Annotated in this window: 26 protein-coding genes and 1 riboswitch; of the genes, 5 read left to right on the top strand and 21 right to left on the bottom strand. The window is 68.1% G+C overall.

Annotated features, from left to right (window positions below):
• Nucleotides 1-102: 102 nt before the first annotated feature.
• Nucleotides 103-2,688: an ATP-dependent chaperone ClpB gene (gene clpB, locus ABZX92_RS14745; protein WP_355558453.1), complete on the bottom strand. Its 2,586-nt coding sequence runs from the start codon at nt 2,686-2,688 to the stop codon at nt 103-105.
• 78 nt (nt 2,689-2,766) lie between these two features.
• On the bottom strand, nt 2,767-4,125 hold the full coding sequence (locus ABZX92_RS14740; protein ID WP_355558450.1) for a chondroitinase-B domain-containing protein: 1,359 nt from the start codon (nt 4,123-4,125) through the stop codon (nt 2,767-2,769).
• A gap of 62 nt (nt 4,126-4,187) precedes the next feature.
• On the opposite strand from ABZX92_RS14740, the gene ABZX92_RS14735 reads away from it, so the two are divergent.
• On the top strand, nt 4,188-4,571 hold the full coding sequence (locus ABZX92_RS14735; protein ID WP_355558447.1) for a VOC family protein: 384 nt from the start codon (nt 4,188-4,190) through the stop codon (nt 4,569-4,571).
• Here the strand turns inward: ABZX92_RS14735 and ABZX92_RS14730 are convergent.
• The 3 genes from ABZX92_RS14730 to ABZX92_RS14720 are packed head-to-tail and all read right to left on the bottom strand — an operon-like array spanning nt 4,469 to nt 7,252.
• A complete protein-coding gene (locus ABZX92_RS14730) occupies nt 4,469-6,136 on the bottom strand; it encodes an MDR family MFS transporter (RefSeq protein ID WP_355558444.1) in 1,668 nt (555 codons plus the stop codon). The genes ABZX92_RS14735 and ABZX92_RS14730 overlap by 103 nt on opposite strands.
• Nucleotides 6,137-6,196: 60 nt before the next feature.
• The gene (locus ABZX92_RS14725; RefSeq protein WP_355558442.1) at nt 6,197-6,610 is read right to left on the bottom strand and encodes an HIT family protein; all 414 of its coding nucleotides are present in this window, start codon (nt 6,608-6,610) and stop codon (nt 6,197-6,199) included.
• A gap of 27 nt (nt 6,611-6,637) precedes the next feature.
• The gene (locus tag ABZX92_RS14720) at nt 6,638-7,252 is read right to left on the bottom strand and encodes a pyridoxamine 5'-phosphate oxidase family protein (RefSeq protein ID WP_355558440.1); all 615 of its coding nucleotides are present in this window, start codon (nt 7,250-7,252) and stop codon (nt 6,638-6,640) included.
• Nucleotides 7,253-7,556: 304 nt separating this feature from the next.
• Between ABZX92_RS14720 and ABZX92_RS14715 the strand changes: the two genes are divergently transcribed.
• Nucleotides 7,557-8,660: an FAD-binding oxidoreductase gene (locus tag ABZX92_RS14715; protein WP_355558437.1), complete on the top strand. Its 1,104-nt coding sequence runs from the start codon at nt 7,557-7,559 to the stop codon at nt 8,658-8,660.
• Between the two features lie 6 nt (nt 8,661-8,666).
• Nucleotides 8,667-8,749, top strand: a riboswitch (ZMP/ZTP riboswitch).
• A 13-nt stretch (nt 8,750-8,762) separates the two neighbouring features.
• Nucleotides 8,763-9,980, top strand: coding sequence for a serine hydroxymethyltransferase (gene glyA / locus ABZX92_RS14710; protein ID WP_355558434.1), 1,218 nt, complete (start codon nt 8,763-8,765; stop codon nt 9,978-9,980).
• Here the strand turns inward: glyA and ABZX92_RS14705 are convergent.
• Nucleotides 9,963-10,538, bottom strand: a complete 576-nt coding sequence (locus ABZX92_RS14705) for a helix-turn-helix domain-containing protein (RefSeq protein WP_355558431.1) — start codon at nt 10,536-10,538, stop codon at nt 9,963-9,965. The genes glyA and ABZX92_RS14705 overlap by 18 nt on opposite strands.
• Nucleotides 10,539-10,623: 85 nt before the next feature.
• Here ABZX92_RS14705 and ABZX92_RS14700 point away from each other — a divergent pair, with 85 nt between their 5' ends.
• Nucleotides 10,624-11,511 carry an SDR family oxidoreductase gene (locus ABZX92_RS14700; RefSeq protein WP_355558428.1) on the top strand — a complete coding sequence of 296 codons (888 nt, stop codon included), beginning with the start codon at nt 10,624-10,626 and terminating at the stop codon, nt 11,509-11,511.
• A gap of 1 nt (nt 11,512) precedes the next feature.
• On the opposite strand, the gene ABZX92_RS14695 is transcribed toward ABZX92_RS14700, so the two are convergent.
• The 9 genes from ABZX92_RS14695 to ABZX92_RS14655 form a co-directional block, all read right to left on the bottom strand.
• Nucleotides 11,513-11,956 carry a hypothetical protein gene (locus tag ABZX92_RS14695; protein ID WP_355558425.1) on the bottom strand — a complete coding sequence of 148 codons (444 nt, stop codon included), beginning with the start codon at nt 11,954-11,956 and terminating at the stop codon, nt 11,513-11,515.
• Nucleotides 11,932-12,360 carry a helix-turn-helix transcriptional regulator gene (locus ABZX92_RS14690; RefSeq protein WP_045315623.1) on the bottom strand — a complete coding sequence of 143 codons (429 nt, stop codon included), beginning with the start codon at nt 12,358-12,360 and terminating at the stop codon, nt 11,932-11,934. The genes ABZX92_RS14695 and ABZX92_RS14690 overlap by 25 nt, the downstream gene beginning before the upstream one ends.
• A 5-nt stretch (nt 12,361-12,365) precedes the next feature.
• Complete coding sequence (gene dnaJ / locus ABZX92_RS14685) at nt 12,366-13,529, bottom strand: molecular chaperone DnaJ (RefSeq protein WP_355558422.1); 1,164 nt, start codon at nt 13,527-13,529, stop codon at nt 12,366-12,368.
• Nucleotides 13,530-13,548: 19 nt separating this feature from the next.
• A complete protein-coding gene (grpE, locus tag ABZX92_RS14680; RefSeq protein ID WP_355558420.1) occupies nt 13,549-14,181 on the bottom strand; it encodes a nucleotide exchange factor GrpE in 633 nt (210 codons plus the stop codon).
• Nucleotides 14,178-16,043, bottom strand: coding sequence for a molecular chaperone DnaK (dnaK, locus tag ABZX92_RS14675; protein ID WP_355558417.1), 1,866 nt, complete (start codon nt 16,041-16,043; stop codon nt 14,178-14,180). The genes grpE and dnaK overlap by 4 nt, the downstream gene beginning before the upstream one ends.
• A 188-nt stretch (nt 16,044-16,231) precedes the next feature.
• Nucleotides 16,232-17,119 carry a DUF4097 family beta strand repeat-containing protein gene (locus tag ABZX92_RS14670; RefSeq protein WP_355558415.1) on the bottom strand — a complete coding sequence of 296 codons (888 nt, stop codon included), beginning with the start codon at nt 17,117-17,119 and terminating at the stop codon, nt 16,232-16,234.
• An 80-nt stretch (nt 17,120-17,199) separates the two neighbouring features.
• Nucleotides 17,200-17,754 carry a hypothetical protein gene (locus ABZX92_RS14665; RefSeq protein WP_355558412.1) on the bottom strand — a complete coding sequence of 185 codons (555 nt, stop codon included), beginning with the start codon at nt 17,752-17,754 and terminating at the stop codon, nt 17,200-17,202.
• Between the two features lie 4 nt (nt 17,755-17,758).
• The gene (locus ABZX92_RS14660; protein ID WP_355558409.1) at nt 17,759-18,319 is read right to left on the bottom strand and encodes a TetR family transcriptional regulator; all 561 of its coding nucleotides are present in this window, start codon (nt 18,317-18,319) and stop codon (nt 17,759-17,761) included.
• A gap of 8 nt (nt 18,320-18,327) precedes the next feature.
• On the bottom strand, nt 18,328-18,651 hold the full coding sequence (locus tag ABZX92_RS14655; RefSeq protein WP_355558406.1) for a multidrug efflux SMR transporter: 324 nt from the start codon (nt 18,649-18,651) through the stop codon (nt 18,328-18,330).
• Nucleotides 18,652-18,813: 162 nt separating this feature from the next.
• Between ABZX92_RS14655 and ABZX92_RS14650 the strand changes: the two genes are divergently transcribed.
• Nucleotides 18,814-21,033, top strand: a complete 2,220-nt coding sequence (locus ABZX92_RS14650) for a (Fe-S)-binding protein (RefSeq protein ID WP_355558403.1) — start codon at nt 18,814-18,816, stop codon at nt 21,031-21,033.
• 59 nt (nt 21,034-21,092) lie between these two features.
• Here the strand turns inward: ABZX92_RS14650 and ABZX92_RS14645 are convergent, their stop codons facing one another.
• From ABZX92_RS14645 to ABZX92_RS14620, 6 genes are all read right to left on the bottom strand, one after another.
• On the bottom strand, nt 21,093-21,473 hold the full coding sequence (locus ABZX92_RS14645; protein WP_355558400.1) for a phage holin family protein: 381 nt from the start codon (nt 21,471-21,473) through the stop codon (nt 21,093-21,095).
• Between the two features lie 32 nt (nt 21,474-21,505).
• The gene (locus ABZX92_RS14640; RefSeq protein WP_355558397.1) at nt 21,506-22,777 is read right to left on the bottom strand and encodes a hypothetical protein; all 1,272 of its coding nucleotides are present in this window, start codon (nt 22,775-22,777) and stop codon (nt 21,506-21,508) included.
• Nucleotides 22,778-22,812: 35 nt separating this feature from the next.
• Nucleotides 22,813-24,093: an SdrD B-like domain-containing protein gene (locus ABZX92_RS14635; RefSeq protein ID WP_355558394.1), complete on the bottom strand. Its 1,281-nt coding sequence runs from the start codon at nt 24,091-24,093 to the stop codon at nt 22,813-22,815.
• A 53-nt stretch (nt 24,094-24,146) separates the two neighbouring features.
• Nucleotides 24,147-24,596 carry a hypothetical protein gene (locus tag ABZX92_RS14630; protein WP_355558391.1) on the bottom strand — a complete coding sequence of 150 codons (450 nt, stop codon included), beginning with the start codon at nt 24,594-24,596 and terminating at the stop codon, nt 24,147-24,149.
• Between the two features lie 154 nt (nt 24,597-24,750).
• Nucleotides 24,751-25,302, bottom strand: coding sequence for a MarR family transcriptional regulator (locus tag ABZX92_RS14625; protein ID WP_355558388.1), 552 nt, complete (start codon nt 25,300-25,302; stop codon nt 24,751-24,753).
• Nucleotides 25,303-25,477: 175 nt separating this feature from the next.
• Nucleotides 25,478-26,728: an SdrD B-like domain-containing protein gene (locus ABZX92_RS14620; RefSeq protein ID WP_355558385.1), complete on the bottom strand. Its 1,251-nt coding sequence runs from the start codon at nt 26,726-26,728 to the stop codon at nt 25,478-25,480.
• Nucleotides 26,729-26,771 lie beyond the last annotated feature (43 nt).

The following is a 26,771-nucleotide window of genomic DNA, read 5'->3' as shown; positions in this document are numbered from 1 at the left end:
GCAGGAGGCGCCGGAGGCGTTCACGCGCGCCGTGCTCGACGTGAACCGCTGAACGCCGCCGGCCCTGCCGATCCGGCAGGGCCGCTTCGAACCGCACGAAGGTCACGCAGTGCGGCCCACGATCAAGCCCGAGTTGTCGTCCAGCACGTCGACCCGAACCGTGTCGCCGTCCCGCACCTCACCGGCCAGCAGCTCCTTCGCGAGCTGGTCACCGATCGCCGACTGCACCAGCCGGCGCAACGGCCGAGCCCCGTACACCGGGTCGAAACCGTTCAACGCCAGCCAATCGCGCGCCGACGGAGTCACGTCCAGGGAAAGCCGGCGAGCGGCCAGGCGGTCGGCCAGGCGAGCGATCTGTATGTCCACAATGGACGTCAGCTCCTCGGTCGCCAGCGCGTGGAACACCACGACGTCGTCGAGCCGGTTCAGGAACTCGGGCTTGAAGTGCCGTTGCACCACCGACATCACGGCGTCCTTGCGCTCCACCTCGGTCAGCGACGGGTTGGCGATGACCTGAGAGCCCAGGTTCGACGTGAGCACCAGGATCGTGTTGCGGAAGTCCACGGTCCGGCCCTGGCCGTCGGTCAGGCGGCCGTCGTCGAGCACCTGCAGCAGCACGTCGAACACGTCCGGGTGCGCCTTCTCGACCTCGTCCAGCAGCACCACGGAGTACGGGCGGCGGCGGACCGACTCGGTGAGCTGGCCGCCCTGGTCGTAGCCGACGTAGCCGGGAGGCGCGCCGACCAGGCGGGCCACCGAGTGCTTCTCGGAGTACTCGCTCATGTCGATGCGGATCATCGCCCGCTCGTCGTCGAACAGGAATGCCGCCAGCGCCTTGGCCAGCTCGGTCTTGCCGACGCCGGTGGGGCCGAGGAACAGGAACGAGCCGGTCGGACGGTCCGGGTCGGCGACGCCGGCACGGGTGCGCCGCACGGCATCGGAGACCACTCGCACGGCTTCGGCCTGGCCGACGACCCGGCGGGCGAGCTCGTCCTCCATCCGCAACAGCTTCGCGGTCTCGCCCTCCAGCAGACGGCCGGCCGGAATGCCGGTCCACGCCGAGACGACGTCGGCCACGTCGTCCGGGCCGACCTCCTCCTTCAGCATCGCGGCTGAGTCCTGGGTGGACTCGGCCGCCACGGCGAGTTCCTTCTCCAGCGCGGGAATCCGGCCGTACCGGAGCTCTGCCGCACGACCGAGGTCGCCGTCGCGCTCGGCACGTTCCGACTCGCCGCGCAACGACTCCAGCTGCTCCTTCAACGAGCGCACGCGGTCGATGGAGCCCTTCTCGTTCTGCCACCGGGCCGTCAGCGCGGACAACGTCTCGCGCTTCTCCGCCAGCTCGGCGCGCAGAGCCGAAAGGCGTTCCAGCGACGCCGCGTCGGACTCCTTGGCCAGCGCCATCTCCTCGATCTCCAACCGGCGAACGGCACGTTCGACGGTGTCGATCTCGACCGGCCGCGAGTCGATTTCCATGCGCAGCCGGGAAGCGGCCTCGTCGACCAGGTCGATCGCCTTGTCCGGCAGGAAGCGCGCGGTGATGTAGCGGTCGGACAAAGTAGCCGCAGCAACAAGAGCAGCGTCCGTGATGCGCACGCCGTGGTGCACCTCGTAACGCTCCTTCAAGCCGCGCAGGATGCCGACGGTGTCCTCCACCGACGGCTCGCCGACCAGCACCTGCTGAAAGCGGCGTTCCAGGGCGGCGTCCTTCTCGATGTGCTCGCGGTACTCGTCCAGGGTCGTGGCACCGACCATCCGGAGCTCACCGCGGGCCAGCATCGGCTTGATCATGTTGCCGGCGTCCATGGCCGACTCGCCGGTCGCGCCCGCGCCGACGATCGTGTGCAGCTCGTCGATGAACGTGATGACCTGGCCGGCCGAGTCGGTGATCTCCTTCAGGACGGCCTTGAGCCGCTCCTCGAACTCACCGCGGTACTTGGCGCCCGCGACCATCGAGCCCAGGTCCAGGGACACGACCCGCTTGCCGCGCAACGACTCCGGCACGTCACCCGCCACCACGCGCTGGGCGAGGCCCTCGACGATCGCCGTCTTGCCGACGCCGGGCTCGCCGATCAGCACCGGGTTGTTCTTGGTGCGCCGCGACAGCACCTGCACGACGCGGCGGATCTCGGCGTCCCGGCCGATCACCGGGTCGAGCTCGCCCTTGCGGGCACGTTCGGTCAGGTCTACGCCGTACTTCTCCAGCGCCTTGTAGGTGCCCTCGGGATCGGGCGACGTCACGCGCGCCGAACCCCGCACCTTCTCGAAGGCGTCCTTCAAAGCGTCCGGCGTCGCACCGTGGCGGCGCAGCAGGTCGGCCACCTGACCGCCGTGCTGTGCGAGCCCGACGAGCAGGTGCTCGGTGGACACGTACTCGTCACCCATCTCGGTGGCGAGCTCCTGTGCCCTGCCGAGCACCCGCACGGCGTCGCGCGAGAGTTGCGGAGCGGAGACCGTCGAGCCCGACGCGCTGGGCAGGGAGCGGGAGACCTGCTCCAACTCCTTGCGCACGAGCGTCGGGTCGGCGCCCACCGCGGAGAGCAACGGCGCGGTCAACCCGTCCGTCTGGGCCAGCAGCGCGCTGAGCAGGTGCGCCGAACTCACGTCCGGGTTGCCGTTGAGGGTCGCCGCCTGCACAGCTGCGGAAACAGCCTGCTGAGTCTTCGTCGTCGGGTTGAAAGCGTCCATTCCTCCACCTCGTGGTCAGCCTCCAGCATGGACCATCATCCTGCACAACGTCAGAAAAGTTGAGCGTGTTCCGCTCAACTATGAGAACGGGCCCACATCACTCACGGTCAACGGCCGACGAACAGGCCGTGACCAGCTCGACGCCTCCACAGCCCCAACGTCGGGCGGGGACAAGCGGTTGCGTCCCAGCACGTCGAACTTGCCGTAGCCGCGCACGCCGGCCCGCAACGCGGCTCGCGCCGGTTCCAGCAACCCGTGCGAACCCCGCACCAGCGCCGGATCCGCCAGCAGGAAGCCCGGCCCGGAGACACCCGGCGATGGCGACCACACGAGGTTGCCACCGTAGACAGGCGCGGTGACAGTGGCCGCGTTGCCGACACCAAGGCCACCAACGGCGCTGACCAGGTTGTTCGCGAAGGTGAGGTCCTCCGGAGGCTTCACCCCACCGCCGAAGTCGACGCCCCGGCCGGCGGACGCGATGAACGAGTTACCGGTGACGACCGCCTTGCGCACCTGCGCGTGCCCGGTGAACGGACCCGACGGCGGCACACCGGGCGGCGGGTCGCCGGGCTTCTCGTCGCCCGCGAACAGCAGGAACGCGTCCTCCAGCGTCTCCACGTAGTTGTCCGTGATGACGTGGTCGTCCTCGCTCAGCCGGATGCCGTGCGCGGCCTTGAGCCCGTCGGCGAACACGAAGTTGCCGTGGATGACGTTGGCCTGCCCGGCGCGGATGTTGATCTCGCCCGCCGACTCGCGGACGGTGTTGTAGCGGAAGGTGTTGGCCGAGCTCTTCAACGACAGCACCTCGGCGTCTCCGGACAGCCTGACCAACAGGTTGTACTCGAACACCGTGTGCGCGTGGAAGTAGTCGCCGGGCGGCCCGAACCCGCCGACGCGCAACGCCTCGCCGCCCTGCACACCAGACGCCAGGTCGTGCAGGTGGTTGCGGTCGACGAGGGTGTTCGTCGGGGTGAACGGGTTCTTGCCGATCTGGATCATGTGCCCGAGCTGCGCCTTCGGGCCCAGCTCGTTGTGGTCGACTCTGTTGCGATCGCCCTTCTGCCCGTGGACCTGCACGAACTCCGCGGCCGACGACCGGAACAGGCTGCGGGTGATCCGCGAGCCGACCGTGTTGTCGAGCCGGAAGTTGGCGCTGCCGGTGAACGTGAAGCCTTCGACGGTGACACCCGAACCCGTGACGATCACGGTCCCGGAGGTGAACCCTGCACCCAAGCGTTTGCGCGCCTTCAGGTGCACCTCGTCCGCGGCGATCGTGACCGGTGCGTACGTGCCGTCCTCGACGACCACACACGCACCCGCTTTGCCGACCGCCTCGGCCAGCGCCGCGTCAGTGGCCACCGTTGTGCACGGAGCGGCCTGTGCGGTGCCCGGTACGAGCAGGGAAGCCAGGAGTGCGGCTGGAACCAACAGCCTCATGGAACGCGCCCTTTCCCGAAATTCGGGCGGCGGTTCACCCAGGCTAGGCGAAGATCAGCCCCATGACCTCAATCATCCACAACGTCACCGTTGACGCTCGTGACTCCTACGCGATCGCCTCGTGGTGGGGCCAGGTGCTGAACCTGCCGCTGCACCCGGACGACAACCCCGGCGATCCGGAGTGCATGGTCACGCTGCCGAGCGGCATCAACTACCTCTTCATCAACGTCCCGAACGACAAGGAGCTGAAGAACCGCCTGCACGTCGACCTGCAGCCGACCGACGGCACCCGCGACGAGGAGGTCGAGCGCCTCGTCGGCATCGGCGCGACGCTCTTCGAGGATCACCGCAGGCCGGACGGCACCGGCTGGGTCACCCTGCGCGACCCCGAGGGCAACGAGTTCTGCGTGGAACGCAGCGCAGCCGAACGCGCCGCGACCTCCTGATCACCGTCACTCATTCGTACCAACAGCTTGTCCACAGCGGGGGCCAGGTTATCCACAATCCGCTGTTCAGTATCCACAGGTGAATCAGGTTCAGTGGCGACCGTCTGTGCACCAGAACCCGTTGGGGTGACATCCACGGAGTCCCGCAGCGGTTGCTCCTTGATCAGCAGGACCGCGATCACCGTGAAGACCGCGAGACCCGCGGCGATCAGGAACAGCTCACCCATCGCATCGCCGTAGGAGTCCCGCACGACTGGGGACAAGGAGCCGCGGTCGAGCGTCTTCGTGCTCACGTGGGCGGCGAGCACCGCGCCCAGCACCGAGACGCCGGCCGTTCCTCCCAGCGAGCGCAGGAACGTGGCCGTGGAGCTGGCCGCACCCAGGTCGGACATCCCCACGCCGTTCTGCACGGCCAGCACGAGGTTCTGCATGGTCAGCCCCACGCCGACACCCACGAGCAGCAGGTACGCGCCCATCAGCGTCAGGTTCGTGCGGTGGTCGATCGTGCCGAGCAACGCCAGGCCGATGACCAGCGAGAACGCACCCCAGACCAGGTAGCTCTTCCACTTGCCGCTCTTGGCGATGAGCTGCCCGCTGACCGTCGAGGAGATGCTCAGCCCCAGCACCAACGGCACCGTGAGCAGCCCCGCCTTCGTGGGTGAGAACCCGCGCGCGATCTGGAAGTACTGCCCCATGAACACCGACGCGCCGAACATCGCCGTACCGACCGCGATGCCACCGAGCATCGCCAAGACGACCGTGCGGTTCTTGAACAGGTGCAGCGGGATGACCGGGGACGACGCCCGCCGCTCGACGAAGTACGCGGTGATGATCGCCAGGGCGGCACCACCGGCGAACAACGCGCTCTCCCCGGAGAACCAGGCGAAGTTCTTGCCCGCGAACGACACCCACATGAGCACGAGGCTCACGCCGCCGGTGATGAGCGTGGCGCCCAAGTAGTCGATCTTCACGTGCTGCTTCTTCACCGGCAGGTGCAGCGTCTTGTGCAGCACAGCGAGCGCGACGAGCGCCAGCGGCACGCAGATGAAGAAGCACCAGCGCCAGCCGGGCCAGTCGACGAGGAACCCGCCGACCAGCGGCCCGCCGACGGTCCCAGCGGAGATCACCATGCCGGTGTAGCCGCTGTACCGGCCGCGCTCACGCGGGCTGAGCAACGCGCCGACCACGACCTGGCCGAGCGCCTGCACGCCGCCCATGCCGAGGCCCTGGACGACGCGGAAGGCGATGAGCTGCTCCATGTTCTGACTGAGGCCCGACAGGACCGAGCCGACCACGAACAGCACGATGCCGGCCTGCAGGAGCTTCTTCTTGTCGAAGAGGTCCGCGAACTTGCCCCACAGCGGCGTGCTGGCGGTGGAGGCGAGCAGCATCGACGTGATGACCCAGGTGTACTGGGTCTGGGTGCCCTTGAGCTCGGCCAGGATCGTCGGGAGTGCGTTCGAGACGATGGTGGAGCTGAGGATCGCGACCAGCAGCGCTACCCAGATGCCGGACAGCGCTTCGAGGATCTCCCGATGCGAGTTGGGCCGATTCAGAACGGACACCTCCAATAGTTAGTTGATGCCATACAACTATATCGGAGGTAGTTAGCTAGGCCAACTAGTTCAGGCGTCTGCTGCGTCACTCAATGCCCGCGCCAAGTCGCCTTCCAGTCGCCGCCCCGACGGCTCGGGCCACGCGAAGTACTCGTCGTCCTCCCAGTGGGGAACGACGTGAAAGTGCAGGTGAGCGACACTCTGGCCGGAGCCGGGCCCGCTCGCGTTGAGCACGCACACGCCGGAAGCACCCAGCGCGGTCCTCATCGCCCGCGCCACGCGTTGGATCATCAGCCCGGCGGCGGTGAAGGCCTCCGGGGTCGCGTCGTGCACACCTGTCGAGTGCTCACGCGGCACCACCAGCGTGTGGCCGGGGGCTAGAGCGCTGGCTGGGAGAGGCAGGAACGCGATCGCGTCCGGTCCCCGCGCCACCCAGTGGGCGGGCAGATCACCGGACGCGATCGAGCAGAAGACACACGGCATGCCGCCATGTCACCAGAAACCCCGAGGTCAGTCGGCGGCCTTGCCCGCCTTGACCCCGAAGAAGTCGCCGCCCTTGCGCTTCACGTCGTCAGTTCCCCAGTCCCGGATCCGGTCGACGGGGATCATCCGCGGGATGTGCTTGCGGCAGTGGATGTAGGCCTCCTGCACCTCGACCACCACCCACCGCTCCACCTTCCTGTCCTCGGTGTCGTACTCCTCCCGGGGCGCGATCCGGGCGCGGCCGTTCACGTGCAGCCCGATCAGGTCGTCGGCGAAGTCCACCATCAGCATCCCGACGTGCGGGTTCTCCATGATGTTGCCCAGGGACGCCATCACGCCGTTGCCGCGGTACTCGGGGTACGCGACGGTCCGGGAGTCGATCACCTGGATGAACCCCGCCGGCCCGGCCCGCAGGGTCGAGTCGCACTCCCCGTCGGCATCAGCGGTCGAGATGAAGGCCATCTCCATCCGGGCGACGAACTCGGCCATCGCGGGGTTCAGGTGGTCCAGGACCTGGTCCGAGTAGAAGCGTGTGGCGCGGTCCTGTGTCTCCAGGGCACATTGGAGGAAGTGCTCACCGCGTGAGCCAGGTTGCTCAACACGGTCGGGTGAGGTGGTTTCAGTCAGCTCAGGCAGGGACACGCGCCCAACCGTCGCACGCAAGCGCGCAAGCCGGTACAGACGGGCCCTCACATTCACACTGTTGCGGGAACAACCATGTGCATAGAGTAATCAGACTTCGCTCGAAGGTGGCATCAAGGAGTCAAACCCTCCGATCAGGGGTTACTGTCCACTCTGTCGGGGGACGGATGCTTGACGAGGACTACCCGCGCCTTGCTGGCGCCAATGAGAACGTGGAGACTGCGCGCGGACCATGACTGCGAACGCTGTGCTGAGCCCCATCCCTACCCCGCCACACCGAGAACCACCTCCTGGCGTCACCGCGATGGTGCGGATGATCCGGGAGAGCTTCGCGGTGGTGGAGCCGCACGCCGAAGAAGTGGCGAAGTTCTTCTACGGCATGCTCTTCTCGCTCTCGCCTGCCACACGCGAGATGTTCCCCGCGAACATGGAGGTCCAGCGGAGCCGTCTGCTGCGCGCCCTCGTGCACGTGGTGCAGATGGTCGACCGCCCGGACGACCTCATCCCCTTCCTCCGCCAACTGGGCCGTGACCACCGCAAGTTCGGTGTCATCAACGTCCACTACGAGGCTGTCGGCACGGCGCTGCTGTCCGCGGTGAAGAAGTTCGCGGGCGCTGCGTGGACGCCGAAGGTCGAGATGGCCTGGGCAGAGGCCTACACGCTGATGGCGCGAGCCATGCAGGAAGCCGCGGACGCCGACAACGGCCCGGCCTACTGGCACGCGACCGTGCTGGAGCACCAGCGCGTCTCGTGGGACCTGGCCGTCGTCCGGCTGCAGCCCGACCACCCGGTGAGCTACAAGGCCGGTCAGTACGTCAGCGTGGAGACCCCGCAGCGCAAGCGCCTGTGGCGGTACTACTCGCCGGCGAACGCCCCGCGCGAGGACGGCGTCATCGAGTTCCACATCCGGTCCGTCGACGGCGGCTGGGTGTCCCGCTCGGTCGTCGGCCACACGCAGGCCGGTGACACGTGGCGCATCGGACCGCCGATGGGACGTCTCTCGGTCGACCGCACGGCCGGCTCGGACATCCTGATGGTGGCCGGCGGCACGGGCATCGCGCCGATGCACGCGATCATCGACGAGATGGCGCAGTACGGCGAGAACCCGCGCGTGCACCTGTTCTACGGCGGGCGCACCCGCGAGGACCTCTACGACCTGGACAACCTGCAACGAATCGCGACCACGAACCCGTGGCTCACGGTCGTGCCGGTGCTGGAGTCGGACCCCGGCGTCCGAGGTGTCGAGCAGGGCAGCCTCGCCGACGTGGTCACCCGCTACGGCGCCTGGGAAGAGCGCGACGTCCTGGTCTGCGGCAGTCCCGCGATGATCAGGTCCACGGTCTCCCGCATGCTGGTCGCGGGAACGCCGCTCGACCGGATCAAGTACGACCCGTTCACGCTGGACTAAGCTCGGCACGTCTGCAGCGACTGGCGTGCCGAGGGTGGAACTGACCACCGGGAAGCGACGGCCGCGCACCGAACGCCTGGGTGCCCGGCACGGAGATGCGCCGTGCTCGCGAACGTCGACCCCGAAATCGCCACCCTGATCCAGGCAGAAGCAGCGCGGCAGGCCCGCAAGCTGCGCATGATCGCGTCGGAGAACGACGTGTCGGCCGCTGTGCTTGAGGCAACAGGCTCGGTGCTGACCAACAAGTACTCCGAGGGCTACCCCGGCAAGCGGTACTACGAGGGTCAGCAGATCATCGACCAGGTCGAACAGCTGGCGATCGACCGTGCTCGCGCCTTGTTCGGCGTGGACCACGCCAACGTCCAGCCGCTGTCCGGCGCCCCGGCGAACCTGGCCGTCTACCTGGCCTTCCTGCAGCCCGGCGACACCGTGATGGGCATGTCGCTGCCCATGGGCGGCCACCTCACCCACGGCTGGAACGTGTCCGCGACAGGCAAGTGGTTCAACGCCGTCCAGTACGAGGTCCGCAAGGACACCGGCGTGGTCGACCTGGACGAGGTCCGCTCACTGGCCCTGGCGCAACGCCCGAAGGTGATCTTCTGCGGCGGCACCGCGATCCCGCGCACGATCGACTTCCCGGCCTTCGCCTCGATCGCCGCCGAGATCGACGCGATCCTGGTCGCCGACATCGCCCACATCGCGGGCCTGGTCGCAGGCGGCGCCCACCCGTCGCCGGTCGGGCACGCCCCGGTGATCACCACGACGACCCACAAAACCCTGCGCGGCCCTCGCGGCGCCATGATCCTCTGCGACGCCGAGCACGCCCGCGCCATCGACCGCGCCGTCTTCCCAGGCCTGCAGGGCGGCCCGCACGACCACACGACCGCCGCCATCGCCGTGGCCCTGCACGAAGCCTCGCAGCCGGCGTTTCGCGAGTACGCCCACACGATCGTCGCAAACGCTCGCGCCCTGGCCAACGCCCTGCTGGAACGCGGCTTCGACCTGGTCTCCGGCGGCACCGACAACCACCTGATCCTGGTCGACCTGACCTCGAAGCAGGTCGCCGGCAAGCCCGCCGCCCAAGCTCTCGACCGCGCGGGCATCGAGCTCAACTACAACGCGGTCCCGTTCGACCCGCGCAAGCCCTTCGACCCGTCCGGCATCCGTCTGGGCACCGCGGGCATCACCACCCGCGGCCTCAAGCCGGCCCAGATGCCGCTGATCGCGGACTGGATCGACCGCGCCATCGCAGCCGTCGGCGACGAGCCCGCCCTGGACCGCATCGCCGCCGAGGTCGAGGACCTACTCGGCACCCTCTAGGTCCCTGGCCGCAAGGCGAACCTCTTCGAGTGCTCGGCGGGCGACTTCAGCGAAGTCCCCGCCGACCTCCAGCCACCGGTCGTAGCCGACCCGCAGCGCCACGATGCCCAGCTCGGCGGCAACAGCGGCGTCGAGCTCCGGCACACCGCGTTGCCGCAGCGCCTCCTGCATCACGGTGGAGAACCCGGCCATCTTCATGGCGTCCCGCTCACGCAGCTCGTCGTTGGCGGCGATCACCGCGAGCCGTCGCGGCCCGTTGGCCCGGCGCTCCTCTGAGAACGTGACGGCAATGGCCACCAACGCCCCCTCGACCGCCTTGAGCGCCCCGGCCGGCTCCGGCGTGCCGGCGATCCCCTTGACCAGCAGCTCGACCAGCTCGTCCTGCCCGCCGAACAGCACTTCGCGCTTGTCCTTGAAGTGCCGGAAGTACGTGCTCTTGGTCAGCCCCGCGCGTTCGGCGATCTGCGCGACCGCGGTGTTCTCGTAGCCCTGCTCGTCGAACAGGTCGAGTGCGGCGCGCACCAACCGATCCCGCGCGTCCGGCTCCCATCGACCCATGCCGCACATCATAAGTGATGCGACCTAGTCCCATCACTCTGCTACGGTTGATGAGACCAAGTCCCATCACTTCGCAGGAGCACTCATGAAGGTCTTCGTCACGGGCGCCAGCGGCCACGTCGGCTCCGCACTGGTCCCCGAACTGCTCGGCGCCGGCCACCAGGTCGTCGGACTGGCGCGCTCGGACACCTCGGCCGCGAAGCTCGACGCCCAGGGCGCGGCGGTTCAGCTCGGTGACCTCGACGACCTGGACGGGTTGCGCAAGGGCGCGGCCGAGGCGGACGCCGTGATCCACCTGGCGTTCAAGCACGAGGAGATGTTCTCGGGCGACTACGCCGGTGCGTCGGCCGCCGATCTCGCGGTCGTCCGGGCGTTCCTCGAAGAGCTGTCCGGCACCGGCAAGGCGCTGATCGGCACCGGCGGCACGCTCTCCTACTCGGGCCTGGGCCACACCGCCACCGAGGACGAACGCGTCCCGGACGACCACAGCCGAGGCACCGCCCGCAACCTCATCATCGACGCGAAGGACGTCCGCGGCTCCGTCGTCGTCCTGCCGCCGACCGTCCACAGTGCACTGGACACGGCGGGCTTCATCCCGTTGCTGGTGCGGATCGCCCGCACCACAGGCATTTCCGGCTATCCCGGCGACGGCACGAACCGCTGGTCCGCCGCGCACACGCTGGACGCCGCACGGCTCTACCGACTGGCGGCGGAGAAGGCTCCGGCCGGTTCGGTGCTGCACGCGGTGGCCGAGGAAGCGGTGACGCTGAAGGAGATCGCCGAGGTGATCGGGCGGAAGCTCGACGTGCCTGTGCAAAGTGTCCCGGACGAGCACTTCGGCCCGCTCGCGATGATGGTCTCGCGGGACGCGCCGACGTCCGGTGCACGCACGAAGGCGTTGCTGGGCTGGGAAACGACGGAACCCGGCCTGCTGGAGGACCTGGAGGCCGGGTTCTACTTCGAAGAGCGCTGAGTCAGAGCTTTTCCCGCCCCCGCAACCACTCCGTGAGGAATTCGCCGGGAGCGTTCTCGCCCGTGCACTCCTCGACAAGGGCCGCGAAAGCACGTGGTGTGGCGTCGTAGTACGCCTCGATCGCCTGCCGTTCGCGTGGACCGCCCTTCTCGTGGGCGGTGTTCGCGATGCGCAGCCAGTAGAAGTCCGGGTCGAGCTCGTCGGCCGCGATCAGGTCCAGCACGCGCGGCAGCAGGTAACGCGCGAAGTTCTCGTCGCCGATCGTGCCGGAATGCAGCCAGTACGTCTCGACCTGTTCCGCCGTCAGTTCCCGCAGCGGAACGGTTGTGAACGGCGCCACGTCCTCCGGTTTGACGCAGTGGTCGCAGTAGTCGACCACTCGGGGACGCGGCGCTGCGAACACCTCGTACAGGTGCTCCATCACTTGCGCGGCTTCGGCTTCCACACGACGAGCGCGGTCTCCTGCCGGATCGGCACGAGGTCTCGCCGGTAGGACGCGTGCACGGCGGCGGCCGCGGAATCGGCCGCCGCCAACGCGTTCGCCAGTTCCTGGGTCAGTTCGGTGACGCGCTGACGCAGCGCGTCGACCTGGTGCTCCAGATCGATGATCCGCTTGATCCCGGCGAGGTTCACGCCCTCTTCCTGGGACAGGCGCTGAACTTCGCGCAGCAGCACGATGTCGCGCATCGAGTAGCGGCGGCCGCCACCGGACGTGCGGCCTGGCGAGACCAGCCCCATCCGGTCGTAGGACCGCAACGTCTGGGCGTGCAGCCCGGAAAGCTGCGCCGCCACCGAGATCACGAAGAACGGCGTGTCCTCATCAGTCCCAGGAGGGAAGGGAAAACCCACCGGACTCACCGCCCTTCGAGCAGCGCGTTCAGATCGCCACGCGGATCATGGTCAGCAGTCACTTCGGCGTACGCCTCGAGCGCCTTGCGGGCGTCGGACGACAGGTTGTTCGGCACCGCGACCTCCAGCGTGATCAGCAGATCGCCGGCCGTGCCGTCCCGCTTCGTGATGCCCTTGCCGCGCGCCCGCAGAACCCGCCCGGAAGCAGTCCCCGCAGGCACCTTCAAGGTCACCTTGCCGTCCAGCGTCGGCACCGTCAACGTCGTGCCGAGGGCCAGCTCGGGGAACGTCATCGGCGCGGTCAGCGTGAGGTCGTTGCCCTGGCGGCCGAAGACGCTGTGCGGGTTGACGTGCACGCGCACGAAAAGGTCACCCGAGGGGCCGCCGTTGCGGCCCGGTTCTCCTTGGCCCGCAAGGCGAATGCGCTGGCCGTCGTCGACACCCGAGGGGATGCGCACGGTCAGGGTGCGAGTGCGGGTGCTGACGCCGTCGCCGCCGCACTCGGGGCACGGGTCGTCGATGATCCGGCCGGTGCCGCGGCAGTCGCGGCACGGCTCGCTGAACGCGAAGGCGCCCTGCGAGCGGGTCACCAGGCCGGAACCCGAACAGGTCGCGCAGACGTGCGGCGTGGTGCCCGGCTTGGCACCGGAACCGCCACAGGTCGTGCAGGCGGCGGGGGAGGACAGGCGCAGTGGCACCGTCGCGCCCTGCACCGCCTCGGTGAAGTCGATGCGGACGTCGGTCTCGACGTCCTCGCCGCGGCGCGGGCGGGTGGCCGAGCCGGCCGTGCCGCCACTGCGACGGTTGAACAGGCCGCCGAGCAGGTCGCCGAGGCCGCCGCCACCGGTGCCCTGGGCCGCGCGGCCGAACAGGTCGTTGACGTCGAAGCCGCCCGCGCCACCGCCGAAGCCGCCCGGGAAGCCGCCGCCACCCGCGAACAGGCGGCGGGCCTCGTCGTACTGCTTGCGCTTGGCCGGGTCCGACAGCACGCCGTAGGCCTCGGAGACCGCCTTGAAGCGGGCCTCGGCCTTGGCGTCGCCGGGGTTGGCGTCGGGGTGCAGCTCGCGGGCGAGCTTGCGGTACGACTTCTTGATCTCGTCCGCCGACGCCTCGGAGGAGACGCCCAGCTCGCGGTAGAAGTCCTTTTCGATCCAGTCCCTAGCACTCACCGGACGTCTCCTCCTCTCGTCAGATCTCTTCGGCCTGCGGCGCTGCGGCGGCAGGCTCGTGGTCGGTCACCGCGACGAGCGCGGGCCGGACGAGCTTGTCGCCGAACGTGTAGCCGCGGCGCAGGACGGCGGTGACGGTCGGGCCGTCGACGTCCGGGGACGTGCTGTGCTGCACGGCCTCGTGCACCGACGGGTCGAACGCCTCGCCCTCGTGCGCGAACGGCTCCAGGCCGGTCTTGGCCAGCGAGGACACGAGCTTGTCCGCCACGGCCTTGAACGCACCGGTCAGGTCGCCGTGCGCGGCGGCCCGCTCGATGTCGTCCAGCAGGGGCAGCAGCTCGGCTGCCACGGACGCCTTCGCGTTGTTGATCACTGCCTCGCGGTCGCGTTCCACCCGCTTGCGGTAGTTCGCGTACTCGGCGGTGAGCCGCTGCAGGTCGGCGGTGCGCTCGTCGAGCTGGGTCTTCAGCTCGGCGGCCACCTCGTCCACGACCTCGGCGACCAGGGGCTCGTCAGAAGCCGGAGCAGCCGTCTCGTCGGCAGCGTGGGCCGGCGTCCGGACCTCACCCGTTTCCGGGTCGATCCGGCGCCGGTCGTTCACGACTACCTGAGGCTGCTCCTCGTCAGGGGCGGCGTGCCTCGGCTCGGTCACTTCTTCTCGTCCTCGTCCACGATCTCGGCGTCGACGACGTCGTCCTGACCGGCCTTGGCACCGGCACCCGCGGCACCCGGCGCGTCCGCACCAGGGGCCTCGGCACCGGCGGCACCCGGCGCGTTGGCGTAGATCGCCTGGCCGATGGCCTGGGACTCGGTCGCGAGCTTCTCGACCGCCGTCTTGATGGCGTTGATGTCGGTGCCCTTGAGCGCCTCGTTCGCCTCGGCGATCGCGGCGTTCACCTTGTCCTTGATCTCGGCGGGGAGCTTGTCGTCGTTCTCCTTGACGACCTTCTCCGTCTGGTAGACGAGAGTCTCCGCCTGGTTGCGGACCTCGGCCTCCTCGCGGCGGCGCTTGTCCTCCTCCGCGTGGGCCTCGGCGTCCTTCACCATGCGGTCGATGTCGTCCTTCGGCAGCGCGGAGCCACCGGTGATCGTCATCGACTGCTCCTTGCCGGTGCCCAGGTCCTTCGCGAAGACGTGGACGATGCCGTTCGCGTCGATGTCGAAGGTGACCTCGATCTGCGGCACGCCACGCGGGGCGGGCGGCAGGCCGGTCAGCTCGAACATGCCGAGCTTCTTGTTGTGCGCCGCGATCTCGCGCTCGCCCTGGAAGACCTGGATCTGCACGGACGGCTGGTTGTCGTCAGCGGTCGTGAAGGTCTCGGAACGCTTCGTCGGGATCGTGGTGTTGCGCTCGATCAGCTTGGTCATGATGCCGCCCTTGGTCTCGATGCCGAGGGACAGCGGGGTGACGTCGAGCAGCAGGACGTCCTTGACCTCGCCCTTGAGGACACCGGCCTGCAGGGCGGCGCCGACGGCGACGACCTCGTCCGGGTTCACGCCCTTGTTGGGCTCGCGGCCGCCGGTCAGCTCCTTGACGAGCTCCGCGACGGCGGGCATGCGGGTCGAGCCACCGACGAGCACGACGTGGTCGATGTCGCCGACGGAGATGCCGGCGTCCTTGATCACGTTGTTGAACGGCGCGCGGGTGCGGTCGAGCAGGTCGGACGTGATGCGCTGGAACTCGGCACGCGACAGCGTCTCGTCGAGGAACAGCGGGTTCTTGTCACCGTCGACCGTGATGTACGGCAGGTTGATCGACGCGGTGGACGAGCTGGACAGCTCGATCTTGGCCTTCTCCGCAGCCTCGCGGATGCGCTGAAGGGCCATCTTGTCCTTGGTCAGGTCGATGCCGTTGGCCTGCTTGAAGCGCTCGACCAGCCAGTCGACGACGCGCTGGTCCCAGTCGTCGCCACCGAGGTGGTTGTCACCGGAGGTCGCACGGACCTCGACCACGCCGTCGCCGAGCTCGAGCAGCGAGACGTCGAACGTGCCGCCACCGAGGTCGAAGACCAGGATGGTCTGCTCCTTCTCGCCCTTGTCGAGGCCGTAGGCCAGAGCGGCCGACGTCGGCTCGTTGACGATGCGGAGCACGTTGAGGCCCGCGATCTGGCCGGCCTCCTTGGTGGCCTGGCGCTGCGCGTCCTCGAAGTAGGCGGGGACGGTGATCACGGCGTCGGTGATCTCCTCGCCCAGGTACGCCTCGGCGTCGCGCTTGAGCTTCATCAGCACGCGCGCGCTGATCTCCTGCGAGGTGTACTGCTTGCCGTCGATCTCATCGGTCTTCCAGCCGGTGCCGATGTGCCGCTTCACCGAACGGATGGTGCGGTCGACGTTGGTGACGGCCTGGTTCTTCGCGGGCTGACCCACGAGGACCTCGCCGTTCTTCGCGAACGCGACGATGGACGGAGTCGTCCTGGAGCCCTCCGAGTTGGCGATGACCGTCGGCTCACCGCCCTCGAGAACGGCGACGACGGAGTTGGTCGTCCCCAAGTCGATGCCGACTGCACGCGCCATTGGAGTTCCTTCCACTAGTACTTGTTGAGCGTTGCTGACTCAAGTTTGCCATCTGCTCAACCTTGAGCCTACCCGACTCAAGCTTTCTGCCTCGACCAACGGCCGGCAAGGTCTGGTTGTTCCCTCAGAACGCGCCGAGGGCCACTCCTCGTGGAGTGGCCCTCGACACATCCCCCTGCTTCGCGCGGCTAGACGGCGGTCACCTTGACGTCGCCGGAGCCGGTGTCGAGCTTGAGCTCGTTCGTCGCCGACGGGTCCATCGGCACGTCGATCTTGCGCCTGCCGCTGCCCGAGTCGCCCGTGACCTTGTACGGGCCTCCCGTCCCCGGCACCCGCACCGTGATGTCGCCGGAACCCGAGTCGAGGCGTGCCGTGCGGGCCGAGACGAAGGTCATGTCCACGTCGCCGGAGTCCGCCGTGGCGGTCACGTCGTTGTCCAGCGCCGTGCCCGTGATGCGGCCGGAGCCGCTGTGGAGCAGCATCTTGCCCTGCACCTGGTCCAGGTCGATGTCGCCGGAGCCCAGGTCCGCGGTGACGCTGCCCTTGACCCTGGAGGCCTCGAACCGGCCAGAGCCGGTGTGCGCCCTGACGTCACCCTTGACGTCGCGCACGTAGATGTTGCCGGAGCCGTTGTCGATCTGGACGTTGCCCGCGATGTTGATCGCCTCGAACTTGCCGGAGCCGACCTTGTAGTCGACCGCGGCGACACCCTCGATCACCGCGTTGCCCGACCCGTTGTCGGGGGACTCCACGGTGATGTCCGCGAACGGCACCTGGACCTCGTAGTTGATCGAGCAGTTGTTGCCGCAGTCGTCCAGCACCAGCGTGGTGCCCTCGATCCGGTGCGCCACACCCGTCGGCCTGTTGTCCTTCGCGTGCTCCACCCTGCGGTGGATCTTCGTCTCCGTGCCCGGCACGTAACGGATCGCCACATCTCCCGAGCCGGCGCGCACCCGCACCGACGTGTACTTGTCCGCCAGCGTGTGATCGTCGGTGAACTCGTACTTCATGATGCGGATGCCACACCCGGAGAGCAGAGCCCCCATCAGCACCGCCACCAGCGCCGTCCTCAGCATGTGCACAAAACTAGAGGTGGCGCGGCTCAGCTACACGGCAGTCAGCCCCCGAAGGCGGGGTGGGGTTGTCCCTACCCGAACTAGACGAGGTCCTGCAGGACCTCGCGCAACGCGGGTGCGGTGCGAGCCGGGTCGTTCAGGAAGCGGGTCGAGGCCAGGACGTGCGCGGGTGCGATGCGCTCCCACAACATGCCGTCGACCGGCACCTCGGCGATGTGCAGCTCCACGCTCTGCGCCCACCGCCCGATCCGCGACTCGATGCCTCGCAGCACGTCTCCGATCGGCAACGCCACCGGAGACTGCACGCGGTGCAGCTGCTCGATACCGCTCTTCAACGCCAGCACGGCGGCGCGGCTGGCGGGCCGGGTCAGCAACGCCTCGGCGTCCTCGGGCGCCGCGGGCTCGGCGCCTCGGGTGCACGCGTCGAGCGCGTCGGACCACCAGCCCGGCCACTCCCGCGTCACCGCGGCGCGATCGACACCCGTGGGCACCCGCACCGGCAGTGGCGGGTCCAGGCCGGGCACGTGCGGCTCGACGTCGACGGACAACGCAAGCGAGTCGCGGACGTAGAGGGCTGCCAGCAGCCCCAGGCTCACCCCGTGGCTGATGCCGGACACGTCTCGCGCGAACCTCATGGCCTCATTGTTCACTCGTTCGAGGAGTGGAATCGTCGCGGCCGCAGATCAAGAAGGACACGATTGGCTCCAGCTCGTCCTCGTCCGGGGCGACATCGGCTATCAGGCCCTGGATCAGCAGCCCGTCGATGGCGGCGAGGAACACGCGGAACGCCACCGGATCGGCGGGGCGCACCACCTCTACGGCGAGGTCGAGCCACCGGCGTGCGGCGGCCTTCAGTTCGGGACGACGACCTGCGAGCAGGTACAACTCGTACTCCGCGAGTGTGCGCGCACGGTTCTCGTTGACCGCACGAGCGAGCGAGCTCGCGATCTCACGGGCGGTGCCGCGGGCGATGATGTCCAGCATGTCGTCGCACAGCTCTTCGGCGACCCACAACAACGTGGCGATCAACAGGTCGTCGAGCGACGCGAAGTAGTAGGTGGGCGCTGTCGTCGGCACGCCGGCTTCGCGCGCCACGCTTCGGTGCGTCACACCGGACACGCCGTCGCGCTCGATCACCCGCAACGTCGCCTCGACGATGGCGCGCCGCTTCTTCTCGCCGCGCGCCTTGCGTCCGTCCATGACCGCGGTCAGTGCGTCCTCCCGAGCTCCAGCGTCACCACGCCCCCGATGATCAAAGCCAACCCGATGACCATCGTGGGGTTCAGGGTCTCGCCCAGGAACTTCCAGCCGATGATCGCCACGGCTGCCACACCGATCGCGGACCACACGGCGTAGGCGACACCCACGGGCATACCCAACTTCAACGCGCGCGAAAGAGCTGTGAAGGCGATCGCGTATCCGACGACGACCACGGCCGACGGCCACGGTCTGCTGAAGCCCTCGGACAGTTTCAACGACACGGTGGCGGCGATCTCCCCGACGATCGCCGCAGCGAGATACAGGTACAACACGGCTGACCTCCAGCGCTGCCCAAAAACAGCAAACACAGCACAACTACTTGAACGATTGTTCCATAAGTTTTTGATCAACTTCCGGGTACTTGACCGGTACGCGAGGAGACACCCGCCACGTCGAAGTGGTTACTCATGAGTAACGTGTCTTAGACTCCCGCCATGACCCTCCAGCTGGTTCTCGGACTCGTCGCCGTGGCGGTGAGCGTCGTCGCCTGGGGCGTGTTCGTCGCCGCCGTGCTGAAGCAGATCAAGATCATCCGGCTCGGCCAGCCGGACGGGACCCGCTTCGGGCCGTTCGGGCCGCGCCTGAAGACGTTGATCGTCGAGTTCGTCGCGCACACCAGAATGGCGAAGTTCCGCTCGGTCGCCCCGTGGCACTGGATGGTGATGTGGGGCTTCCTCATCGGCTCCGCGGTGCTGTTCGAGGCCTACGGCGAGGTGTTCGACCCGCACTTCCACTGGCCGATCATCGGCACGTGGTCCGTCTGGCTGTTGCTGGTCGAGCTGCTGGGTCTCGGCACCGTCGTCGGTGGCGTCGCACTGGCGATCATCCGCCAGCGCAACCACCCGCGCCGCGCCGACCGGATCTCGCGCTTCCAGGGTTCCGACTTCAAGGCCGCGTACTTCGTCGAGGCGGTCGTGATCATCGAGGGTCTCGGCATCCTCGGCGTGAAGGCGTTCAAGCAGTCGAGCGGCCTGGAAGAGGCCCCGCTGTGGACGTCGTTCGTGACGCAGCCGCTCGCTCACCTGCTGCCGTCGGCCGCGATCTGGGTGTCCGTGATGGCGCTGGTCAAGCTGCTGTCCGGGATGATCTGGCTGATCGTGGTCGGCCGGAACCTCACGATGGGCGTCGCCTGGCACCGGTTCTCGGCGTTCTTCAACATCTACTTCAAGCGCGAGGCCGACGGTGGCGTGGCGCTCGGCGCGTTGAAGCCGATGATGTCCGGCGGCAAGGTCCTGGACCTCGAAGAGGCAGACCCGGACAAGGACGTGTTCGGCGTCGGCAAGGTCGAGGACTTCACCTGGAAGGGCGTTCTCGACTTCTCCACCTGCACCGAGTGCGGCCGTTGCCAGTCGCAGTGCCCGGCGTGGAACACCGGCAAGCCGTTGTCCCCCAAGCTGGTCATCACGCAGCTGCGCGACCACATGTACGCCAAGGCGCCGTACCTGCTCGCCGGCGGCTCGCGCGACATGGCCGGTGACGAGGTCGGCCTGGTCGAGGACAAGTACGAGGACTACAAGAAGCGCCTCGAAGGCATCGACGTGCTGGCGATGGCCGAGTCCGAGCGCCCGCTGGTCGGCGGCCCGGACGAGCTCGGCGTCATCGACCCCGAGGTGTTGTGGTCGTGCACGACCTGTGGCGCGTGCGTCGAGCAGTGCCCGGTCGACATCGAGCACGTCGACCACATCGTCGACATGCGCCGCTACCAGGTGCTGATCGAGTCGAACTTCCCGTCCGAGCTCGGCGGCATGTTCAAGAACCTGGAGAACAAGGGCAACCCCTGGGGCCAGAACGCCAAGGACCGCCTGGCGTGGACCGAGGGCCTGGAGTTCGAGGTGCCGGTGTTCGACGGCGAGCTGGGCGACGCGGAGTACCTGTTCTGGGTCGGCTGTGCCGGTGCGTTCGAGGACCGCGCGAAGAAGACCACGCGTGCCGTCGCCGAGCTGCTGCACACCGCCGGGGTCAAGTACACGGTGCTCGGCCCGGAGGAGACCTGCACCGGCGACCCCGCTCGCCGCGCCGGCAACGAGTTCCTGTTCCAGATGCTCGCGCAGCAGAACGTCGAGGTGCTGAACTCGGTGTTCGAGGACCGGCCGGTCGGTCAGCGCAAGATCGTCGTCACGTGTGCGCACTGCTTCAACACGCTGGCCAACGAGTACCCGCAGGTCGGTGGCACCTACGAGGTCGTGCACCACACTCAGCTGCTGAACAAGCTGGTGCGCGAACGCCGCCTGGTGCCGGTCGCGCCGGTCACCGAGGACGTCACCTACCACGACCCGTGCTACCTGGGCCGCCACAACAAGGTCTACGAAGCACCGCGTGAGCTCATCGGGGCGTCCGGCGCGAAGCTGCGCGAGATGCCGCGGCACGAGGAACGCTCCATGTGCTGCGGTGCCGGTGGCGCGCGCATGTGGATGGAGGAGCGGATCGGCAAGCGCATCAACGTCGACCGCGTGGACGAGGCCCTCTCGACCGCACCGTCGAAGATCGCGACCGGCTGCCCGTTCTGCCGCGTGATGCTGACGGACGGCGTGACCGCGCGTCAGGCCGACGGCCAGGCGGGCGCGCACGTCGAGGTCGTGGACGTCGCGCAGATGCTGCTCGAGTCCGTGAAGCGCGGCCAGCCGGCTCCGGCCGCGGACGCCGCGAACGCTTAAGGCACAAGAAAAGGCCCTCTCGGTCCGGTGTGGACCGAGAGGGCCTTTTTTTGGTGAGGTCAGTCGTTGTCGGTGATCTTGTCGTAGACCACGTTCAGCACCCAGCCGGTCAGGGCGACGATGATCGCGCCCCAGAACGCGGGCCAGAAGCCGTCGACGCGGAACGGCAGGTCCAGCTGCTCGGCGAGCCACCCGGTGAGCATGAACAGCAGCGCGTTCACCACGAGCCCGATCAGGCCGAGGGTGACCAGGTAGAACAAGCAGCCGAAGAACTTCACGAGCGGCTTCACGATCGCGTTGACCAGGCCGAAGATCACCGCGACGCCGATCAGCGTGAGGATTCTCGCGCCGGTGGTGCCCTCACCCAGGTCGATGCCGGGGAGGGCGGTCGACACCCAGACCGCCACGGCAGTCAGCAGCACATGCACCAAGATGCCCATGCCGCAGACTAACCGTGGCGGGTCCTATGTGGTCAGGAGCGTCGGCGGCGCGCCACGAAGAACGCGCTCAGACCGGCCGCGAGCAGCAGTGCGCCCAGGCCGAGGAAGCCCAGGGGCGACGCACCCGTCAACGCGAGACCGGTCTTGTTGCCCGCCTTGGCCACGGCCGGGGTGGTCGTGGTGGTCGGCGTGGTGGTCGTCGGCGTGGTCTCCGAGGTCGGGGTCGTCGGCGTGGTGGTGCTCTTCTCCACGACCTTGACCAGCTTGTTCAGCCTGGGCCCCTGGTTCGAGCGGTCGACGTCGGGGTGACCGCCGATGAACGGCCGCACCATCGTGCCCAGCGGGCCTTCCCCTGCGACCGCAGGGAACTCGATCTTCAGGTCGACCGTGACCGACTCGCCGGGGAGCAGTTTGGCGACGGTCTCGTAGCTGCCCGCGTTGCCGAGCCCGCGCACGTTGTCGCTCGCCTTCAAGAACTCCACTGGCCCGTAGACCGCGAACGACAGCGCACCGGGGTTGTCGCCCTTGTTCGTCAGCTTGATCTTGACGTCGGCCTGGTCGCCGACCGTGTACTCGGCCTTGGCGGGCGTGACCGCGAACTCCTCGACCGCGGCGTCGGCCTTGGGCTTGAAGTACCGCAGGTCGACCCGAGTGTTCCCCGCGCCCGCATTCGCCTGACCCGTGAGCCAATCGATGTCGTTCGCGCCCAACGGCTTGGCGAGCGCGAGGCCTTCCTTGACCAGGTCCGGCGCGGTCACGACATACGCGCCCGGCTGCAGCTCGAACCGGAACGAGCCGTCCGCACCCGGCTTGGCGGCGACGTCGATCTGCTTGCCGTCCGCCGTCTTGCCGCTCGCCTTGATCTCGCCCGGCGCCGGATCCTCTGCGTCCTGCTTCACGCCGTCACCGTTGGCGTCGACGAAGCTGAAGCCGTTGATGAAGCTGCCGTGCAGCGCGAAGTCCAGCGTCAGGTTCTCGCTGGTGGGTCGCGCACCCCACGGCGCGTCGAACCCGTCCTTCTCCAGGATGACCATGTAGCGCGGCCCCTTGGGCAGCACCGCCTGGTAGCGGCCGTCCGCGTCGGTGCGGAACTCACCGACTGTTCCGCCGGCGTCGATGTTCGTCACCGTGACGCCGAGGCCGTTCGCGCGGACGGTGTCGCCCGCGTCGTTCTTCTCGTTGAAGTTGTGGTCGAAGTAGACGACGCCCTCGACCGTGATCGTCTCGTCCTGTGCGGAGGCGGGCAGACCCGCTCCCGCCAGCAGGAAGGCGGCCGTCGTGGCAACGGCCAGGTGCTTGTTCACTTGTGTCCCCCAGAAATCATTGCGACAGCAGGTGATCAGGACCGGCGACGGCGCGCCACGAAGAACGCGCTCAGGCCGGCGGTGAGCAGCAGGGCGCCCAGGCCCAGGAAACCCAGCGGCGAGGCGCCCGTGAACGCGAGGTCGTCCTTCTTGCTCACGTTCGTCACGACCGGCGTGGTCGTGGTGGTCGGCGCGGTGGTTTCCGACGGCGAGGTCGGAGCCGACGGCTCGGCGGTGCTCTTCTGCACGACCTTGATCGGCCGGATCTGCACGTTGTTCTTGAACGGGTCGTCACCCCACTTGCTGGGGCGCACCAGGACGTTGACCTTGCCCTCGTTGGTCGCGTCGAGCTTGACGCGGAGCTTCACGTCGAGGCTCTGTCCCGGCAGCAACGGCGACTTGACCGCGAACTCGTCGTAGGTGCCCGGCACGGGTTCGATGCCCTGGCTGTAGGACAGGGTGTTCTTGCCCCACTCGCCGGTCGTGAACGTCGGCAGTTCGGGCGCCTCGCTGTCGTTCGTGATCCGGAACGTCGCCTCGACCTCGTCGCCCACCACGTAGACGTCCTTGGCGGGCGCCAGCTCGGGCATCGTGATCGCCAGGTCGCCCTTGGGGTTGAAGTAGAGGATGTCGATCGGCGCGGACGAGAAGTTCTCGTCGATGTCGTAGACCCTCTTGCCCGTCACCCAGTCCAGCCCGCTGGAGGTCTTGGTGTCCCGCAGTGTGAGCCCGTCCCGGCGGTAGTCGGTCGCCACCAGCTCGTACCGGCCGAACGGCAGGTCCTCGAACGCGAACTGGCCGTCTTCCGGCCGGAGCTCGATCTTCTTGCCGTTCAGCGTGCCCGGCTCGAGACGGTGTTCGCCCTCGTTCGCGTCGAGGGAACCGTTGCGGTTCTGGTCGAGGAACGAGTAGCCGACGAGGTAGCCACCGCGCACACCGAAGTCGACGGTGCCGCCCTCGGTCGTCGCGCGGTTCTTCCCCGAGATCGCGTACCGGCCGCGCACCTCGACGGTCACGACGTACTTGGCCTTGGGCAGGTCGCGGGCGACGTAGATGCCCTTGTCGTCGGTCGTGTACTCACCGACGAGCTCGCCCGTGTCCTCCTTGACGATCTTGATGATCTTCTCGTTCGGCACACCGGGCTCGCCCGGGTTCCGCACCACGTCGCTGTCGCGGTCGAACCACACCAGGCCACCGATGGAGACCTTCTCCTCCTGTGCGGTGGCAGTGCCGGCCACAGGCAGCAGAAGGGCAGCCGTCGTCGCGACGGCGAAGAGCTTTCGCATGTACTTCCCCCAGAAATCCGATAACTCCACTTAGGACATCGGATCTCCGGGGGCACAGCGTTGCGTGACTCCGGTCACACGACTCAGGACTCGTCCACGGTGATCGGGCCCACGTACCAGTTGTTCCCGGTGTCGACCTCACCCGCGAGGCTCTCTCCGACGTGGACGTTGACCGCCTGGAAGCCCGGATGCGACAGCTCGGCGCGAATGGTGATCTCGACGCTCTGCCCCGGCTCCAACGGGTCCTTGAGCGCGTAGCCGGAGCCGAAGGGGATGAAGTTGTCGCTGTGGGCCAGCATCTTGTCCGCCCAGACGCCGAACCAGAGCGACGGCTGCTCCACGACCTCGCCGTGGTTGACGACGGTGAACTTCGCGTCGACCACGTCGCCCACGACGTACGTGTTCTTCCACGGCGTCCAGGTGAAGCCTTCGACCGCGTTGTCACCCTTGGGCGCGGTCGCCCCCGCCGTCCCGGTGACGGCGAGCGCCGCCGCGAATGCGGTCGCCAAAGCGACCGAGAAGTACTTCTTCACGAAAATCCCCCAGTGTGTGGTTGTACCGCAGCCGGTCTACCACAAGCCGGGCCAGGTCGTCCGGAGATCACTCCGACAACGGATAGCCACCCATGTCGCACCCCTCCCTCTCGCGCCAGTTAGCACGATATCGGATAGTACGAGTTCGTAGCAATTACTCCTTGGTGTCCAGCGCGAGCCGCGTGCGACGGTGGGCCGGGCCGAGTTCGCCCGTGAGCACCTCCATGACCTGACGCAGGAGGTCGCGCAGGTTCTCCAGGTCGGCTCCGGGCAACGCGGTGAAGAGGTCCTTCTCGCGCTGTGCCTGACCGGCGACGATGTCGAGGAAGATCGCGCGGCCGGCGTCGGTGAGCGTCGCGGGCAACGAGCGGCGGTCGCTCGGGTCGAGCTCGCGGACGACGAGACCGGCCTTCTCCAGCCGGTCGAGGCGGCTCGTGATCGTCGTCGCCGGGCTCAGCGTGCCGTTGGCGAGCTGCTTGGGCGTGAGCCGGTGCGGCGGCCCGATCCAGAACAGGCGGGCGAGGATCTCGTAGTCGGCGCGGTTCAGCCCGTGCGGCGCTGCGATCTCCGTGGCGAGGAAGTCCAGGTACTTGCTGATCTGGTGCACCCGGTCGACCACGCCCTCGACCACCGGATCGATCGCCGGAACCATGGCCCTCCACGACTCGACCTCGGCATCGGTGTCGTCCGCACCACGGTTGCCCATCACACGATGGTAGTTGTGCCCGCATGCAGAACGGCCCGCGTCTCTCCCGGACGCGGGCCGTTCCGTCTTACCCCCTGGTGATCAGCGTCCCCCCGGAGCAGATCCCAGCCTTAAGACACCGCAGGCCCCGCAGATGTTGCCCCGGCCCGTGAATGTCACTCGAATGGCCCAACGGTCACGCGCTGCGGCGACGAGCACCGAACAGCGCCAGGCCGCCGAGGACCAGCGCGCCGAAGCCGATCGCACCCGTGGCGACGGGGTCCGCACCGGTGTTGGCCAGCGCGGCCGTCCTGACCTCAGGGCCCTTGGGCGCCGGGCGCTGCGGCTGTGGCTGGGCGGGCGCCGCATCGATCTTGCGAGTGAGCACGTTGTTGGACGGGTCGGTGTCGGCGTTGCCGTTGCCGACCTCCCACTTGATCTCGCCGCCGGTGAACCCCTGCTCCACCACGACCTGGGCGCCGAGGGTGAACTCGATGCCGGGGCTCGGCCGCAGGCCGTTCGTCAGGATCACCTGCCGGCCCTGCACGATCGCGCCATAACCGATGTCACCGGTCGTCCCCACGATGCGCAGTCCCTCGGGCAGCGTCAACGTGCCGCTGAGGCTCTCCGGTGCGTTGCCGTTGGCCACCAACGAGCCGACGATGTCCAGGGTGTCGCCCACTTTGAGCGGGTTTTCGTTGGTGACGGCGATCCGCACGGCCTTCAGGTCAGGCCGGAGGGTGACGAACCCGGCGTCGATTCCCTTGAGGTGCTCGCCCTTGCCGATCGTGTAGACGTACGACTTCGTGGTGCTCCAGTCGAATTTGGAGTCGCCGTTCGGCCTCGTCAGCACGAGCGGGTCGCCGGCCTTCCCCGTGACGCTGAGCCCGTACGCGCCGGGCCGCAGGTTGTCGAAGCAGTAGCCGCCGTCCACACCCGTCTCGACGGTCTTGTCCGTCTCCTCCAGGTAGATCTGCCGACCGGCCAGCGCCGGCTCACCGGCCTGGTGCACGCCGTCCTCGTCCGTGTCGCTCCACGCCACGCCGCAGATCGAGCCGCCGCGGACACCGAAGTCGATCACCGCGCCGGCGAACTCCTCGGTGACCTCCACCTTCCCCGTGGTCGGCGTGGTCGCGGCCAGGTCGGCGTCGAAGTAGCTGACCTCGTACGGCCCCTTCTCCGCGGGCAGGACGGCCCAGAAGCCCTTGGCGTCGGTCATGGACAGCCGGATCGCGCCGCTCGGGAGCTTGACGTTGACGCCGGTGTCGGCGATGCCCGGCTCGTTGCCCTGCTGGACGCCGTCGCCGTTGTAGTCGTTGAACACGTGGCCTTTGATGAGTCCGGCCCGCGGTTCGTCCTGCGCGAACGCGGTGCCGGACAGCGCGAGCGGCACGGCGATCAGCGAGGTCGCGACGGTGACGGCGGCAGCCTTGATCTTGAAGCTCATTTCTTCCCCCAGAAGAAATTTGCGCAGCACGGAATAGGGCCGC

The sequence above is a fragment of the Lentzea sp. NPDC006480 genome, from assembly GCF_040611995.1.
Lineage (GTDB): Bacteria > Actinomycetota > Actinomycetes > Mycobacteriales > Pseudonocardiaceae > Lentzea.
This window is presented reverse-complemented; position numbering and strand designations above follow the sequence as displayed.

Excerpts from the sequence above, each read along its gene's own strand:
- clpB (WP_355558453.1), bottom strand. The coding sequence starts at position 2,688 with ATGGACGCTTTCAACCCGACGACGAAGACTCAGCAGGCTGTTTCCGCA.
- ABZX92_RS14740 (WP_355558450.1), bottom strand. The coding sequence starts at position 4,125 with ATGAGGCTGTTGGTTCCAGCCGCACTCCTGGCTTCCCTGCTCGTACCG.
- ABZX92_RS14735 (WP_355558447.1), top strand. The coding sequence starts at position 4,188 with ATGACCTCAATCATCCACAACGTCACCGTTGACGCTCGTGACTCCTAC.
- ABZX92_RS14725 (WP_355558442.1), bottom strand. The coding sequence starts at position 6,610 with ATGCCGTGTGTCTTCTGCTCGATCGCGTCCGGTGATCTGCCCGCCCAC.
- ABZX92_RS14715 (WP_355558437.1), top strand. The coding sequence starts at position 7,557 with ATGGTGCGGATGATCCGGGAGAGCTTCGCGGTGGTGGAGCCGCACGCC.
- ABZX92_RS14705 (WP_355558431.1), bottom strand. The coding sequence starts at position 10,538 with ATGGGTCGATGGGAGCCGGACGCGCGGGATCGGTTGGTGCGCGCCGCA.
- ABZX92_RS14700 (WP_355558428.1), top strand. The coding sequence starts at position 10,624 with ATGAAGGTCTTCGTCACGGGCGCCAGCGGCCACGTCGGCTCCGCACTG.
- dnaK (WP_355558417.1), bottom strand. The coding sequence starts at position 16,043 with ATGGCGCGTGCAGTCGGCATCGACTTGGGGACGACCAACTCCGTCGTC.
- ABZX92_RS14670 (WP_355558415.1), bottom strand. The coding sequence starts at position 17,119 with ATGCTGAGGACGGCGCTGGTGGCGGTGCTGATGGGGGCTCTGCTCTCC.
- ABZX92_RS14665 (WP_355558412.1), bottom strand. The coding sequence starts at position 17,754 with ATGAGGTTCGCGCGAGACGTGTCCGGCATCAGCCACGGGGTGAGCCTG.
- ABZX92_RS14660 (WP_355558409.1), bottom strand. The coding sequence starts at position 18,319 with ATGGACGGACGCAAGGCGCGCGGCGAGAAGAAGCGGCGCGCCATCGTC.
- ABZX92_RS14650 (WP_355558403.1), top strand. The coding sequence starts at position 18,814 with ATGACCCTCCAGCTGGTTCTCGGACTCGTCGCCGTGGCGGTGAGCGTC.
- ABZX92_RS14645 (WP_355558400.1), bottom strand. The coding sequence starts at position 21,473 with ATGGGCATCTTGGTGCATGTGCTGCTGACTGCCGTGGCGGTCTGGGTG.
- ABZX92_RS14625 (WP_355558388.1), bottom strand. The coding sequence starts at position 25,302 with ATGGGCAACCGTGGTGCGGACGACACCGATGCCGAGGTCGAGTCGTGG.
- ABZX92_RS14620 (WP_355558385.1), bottom strand. The coding sequence starts at position 26,728 with ATGAGCTTCAAGATCAAGGCTGCCGCCGTCACCGTCGCGACCTCGCTG.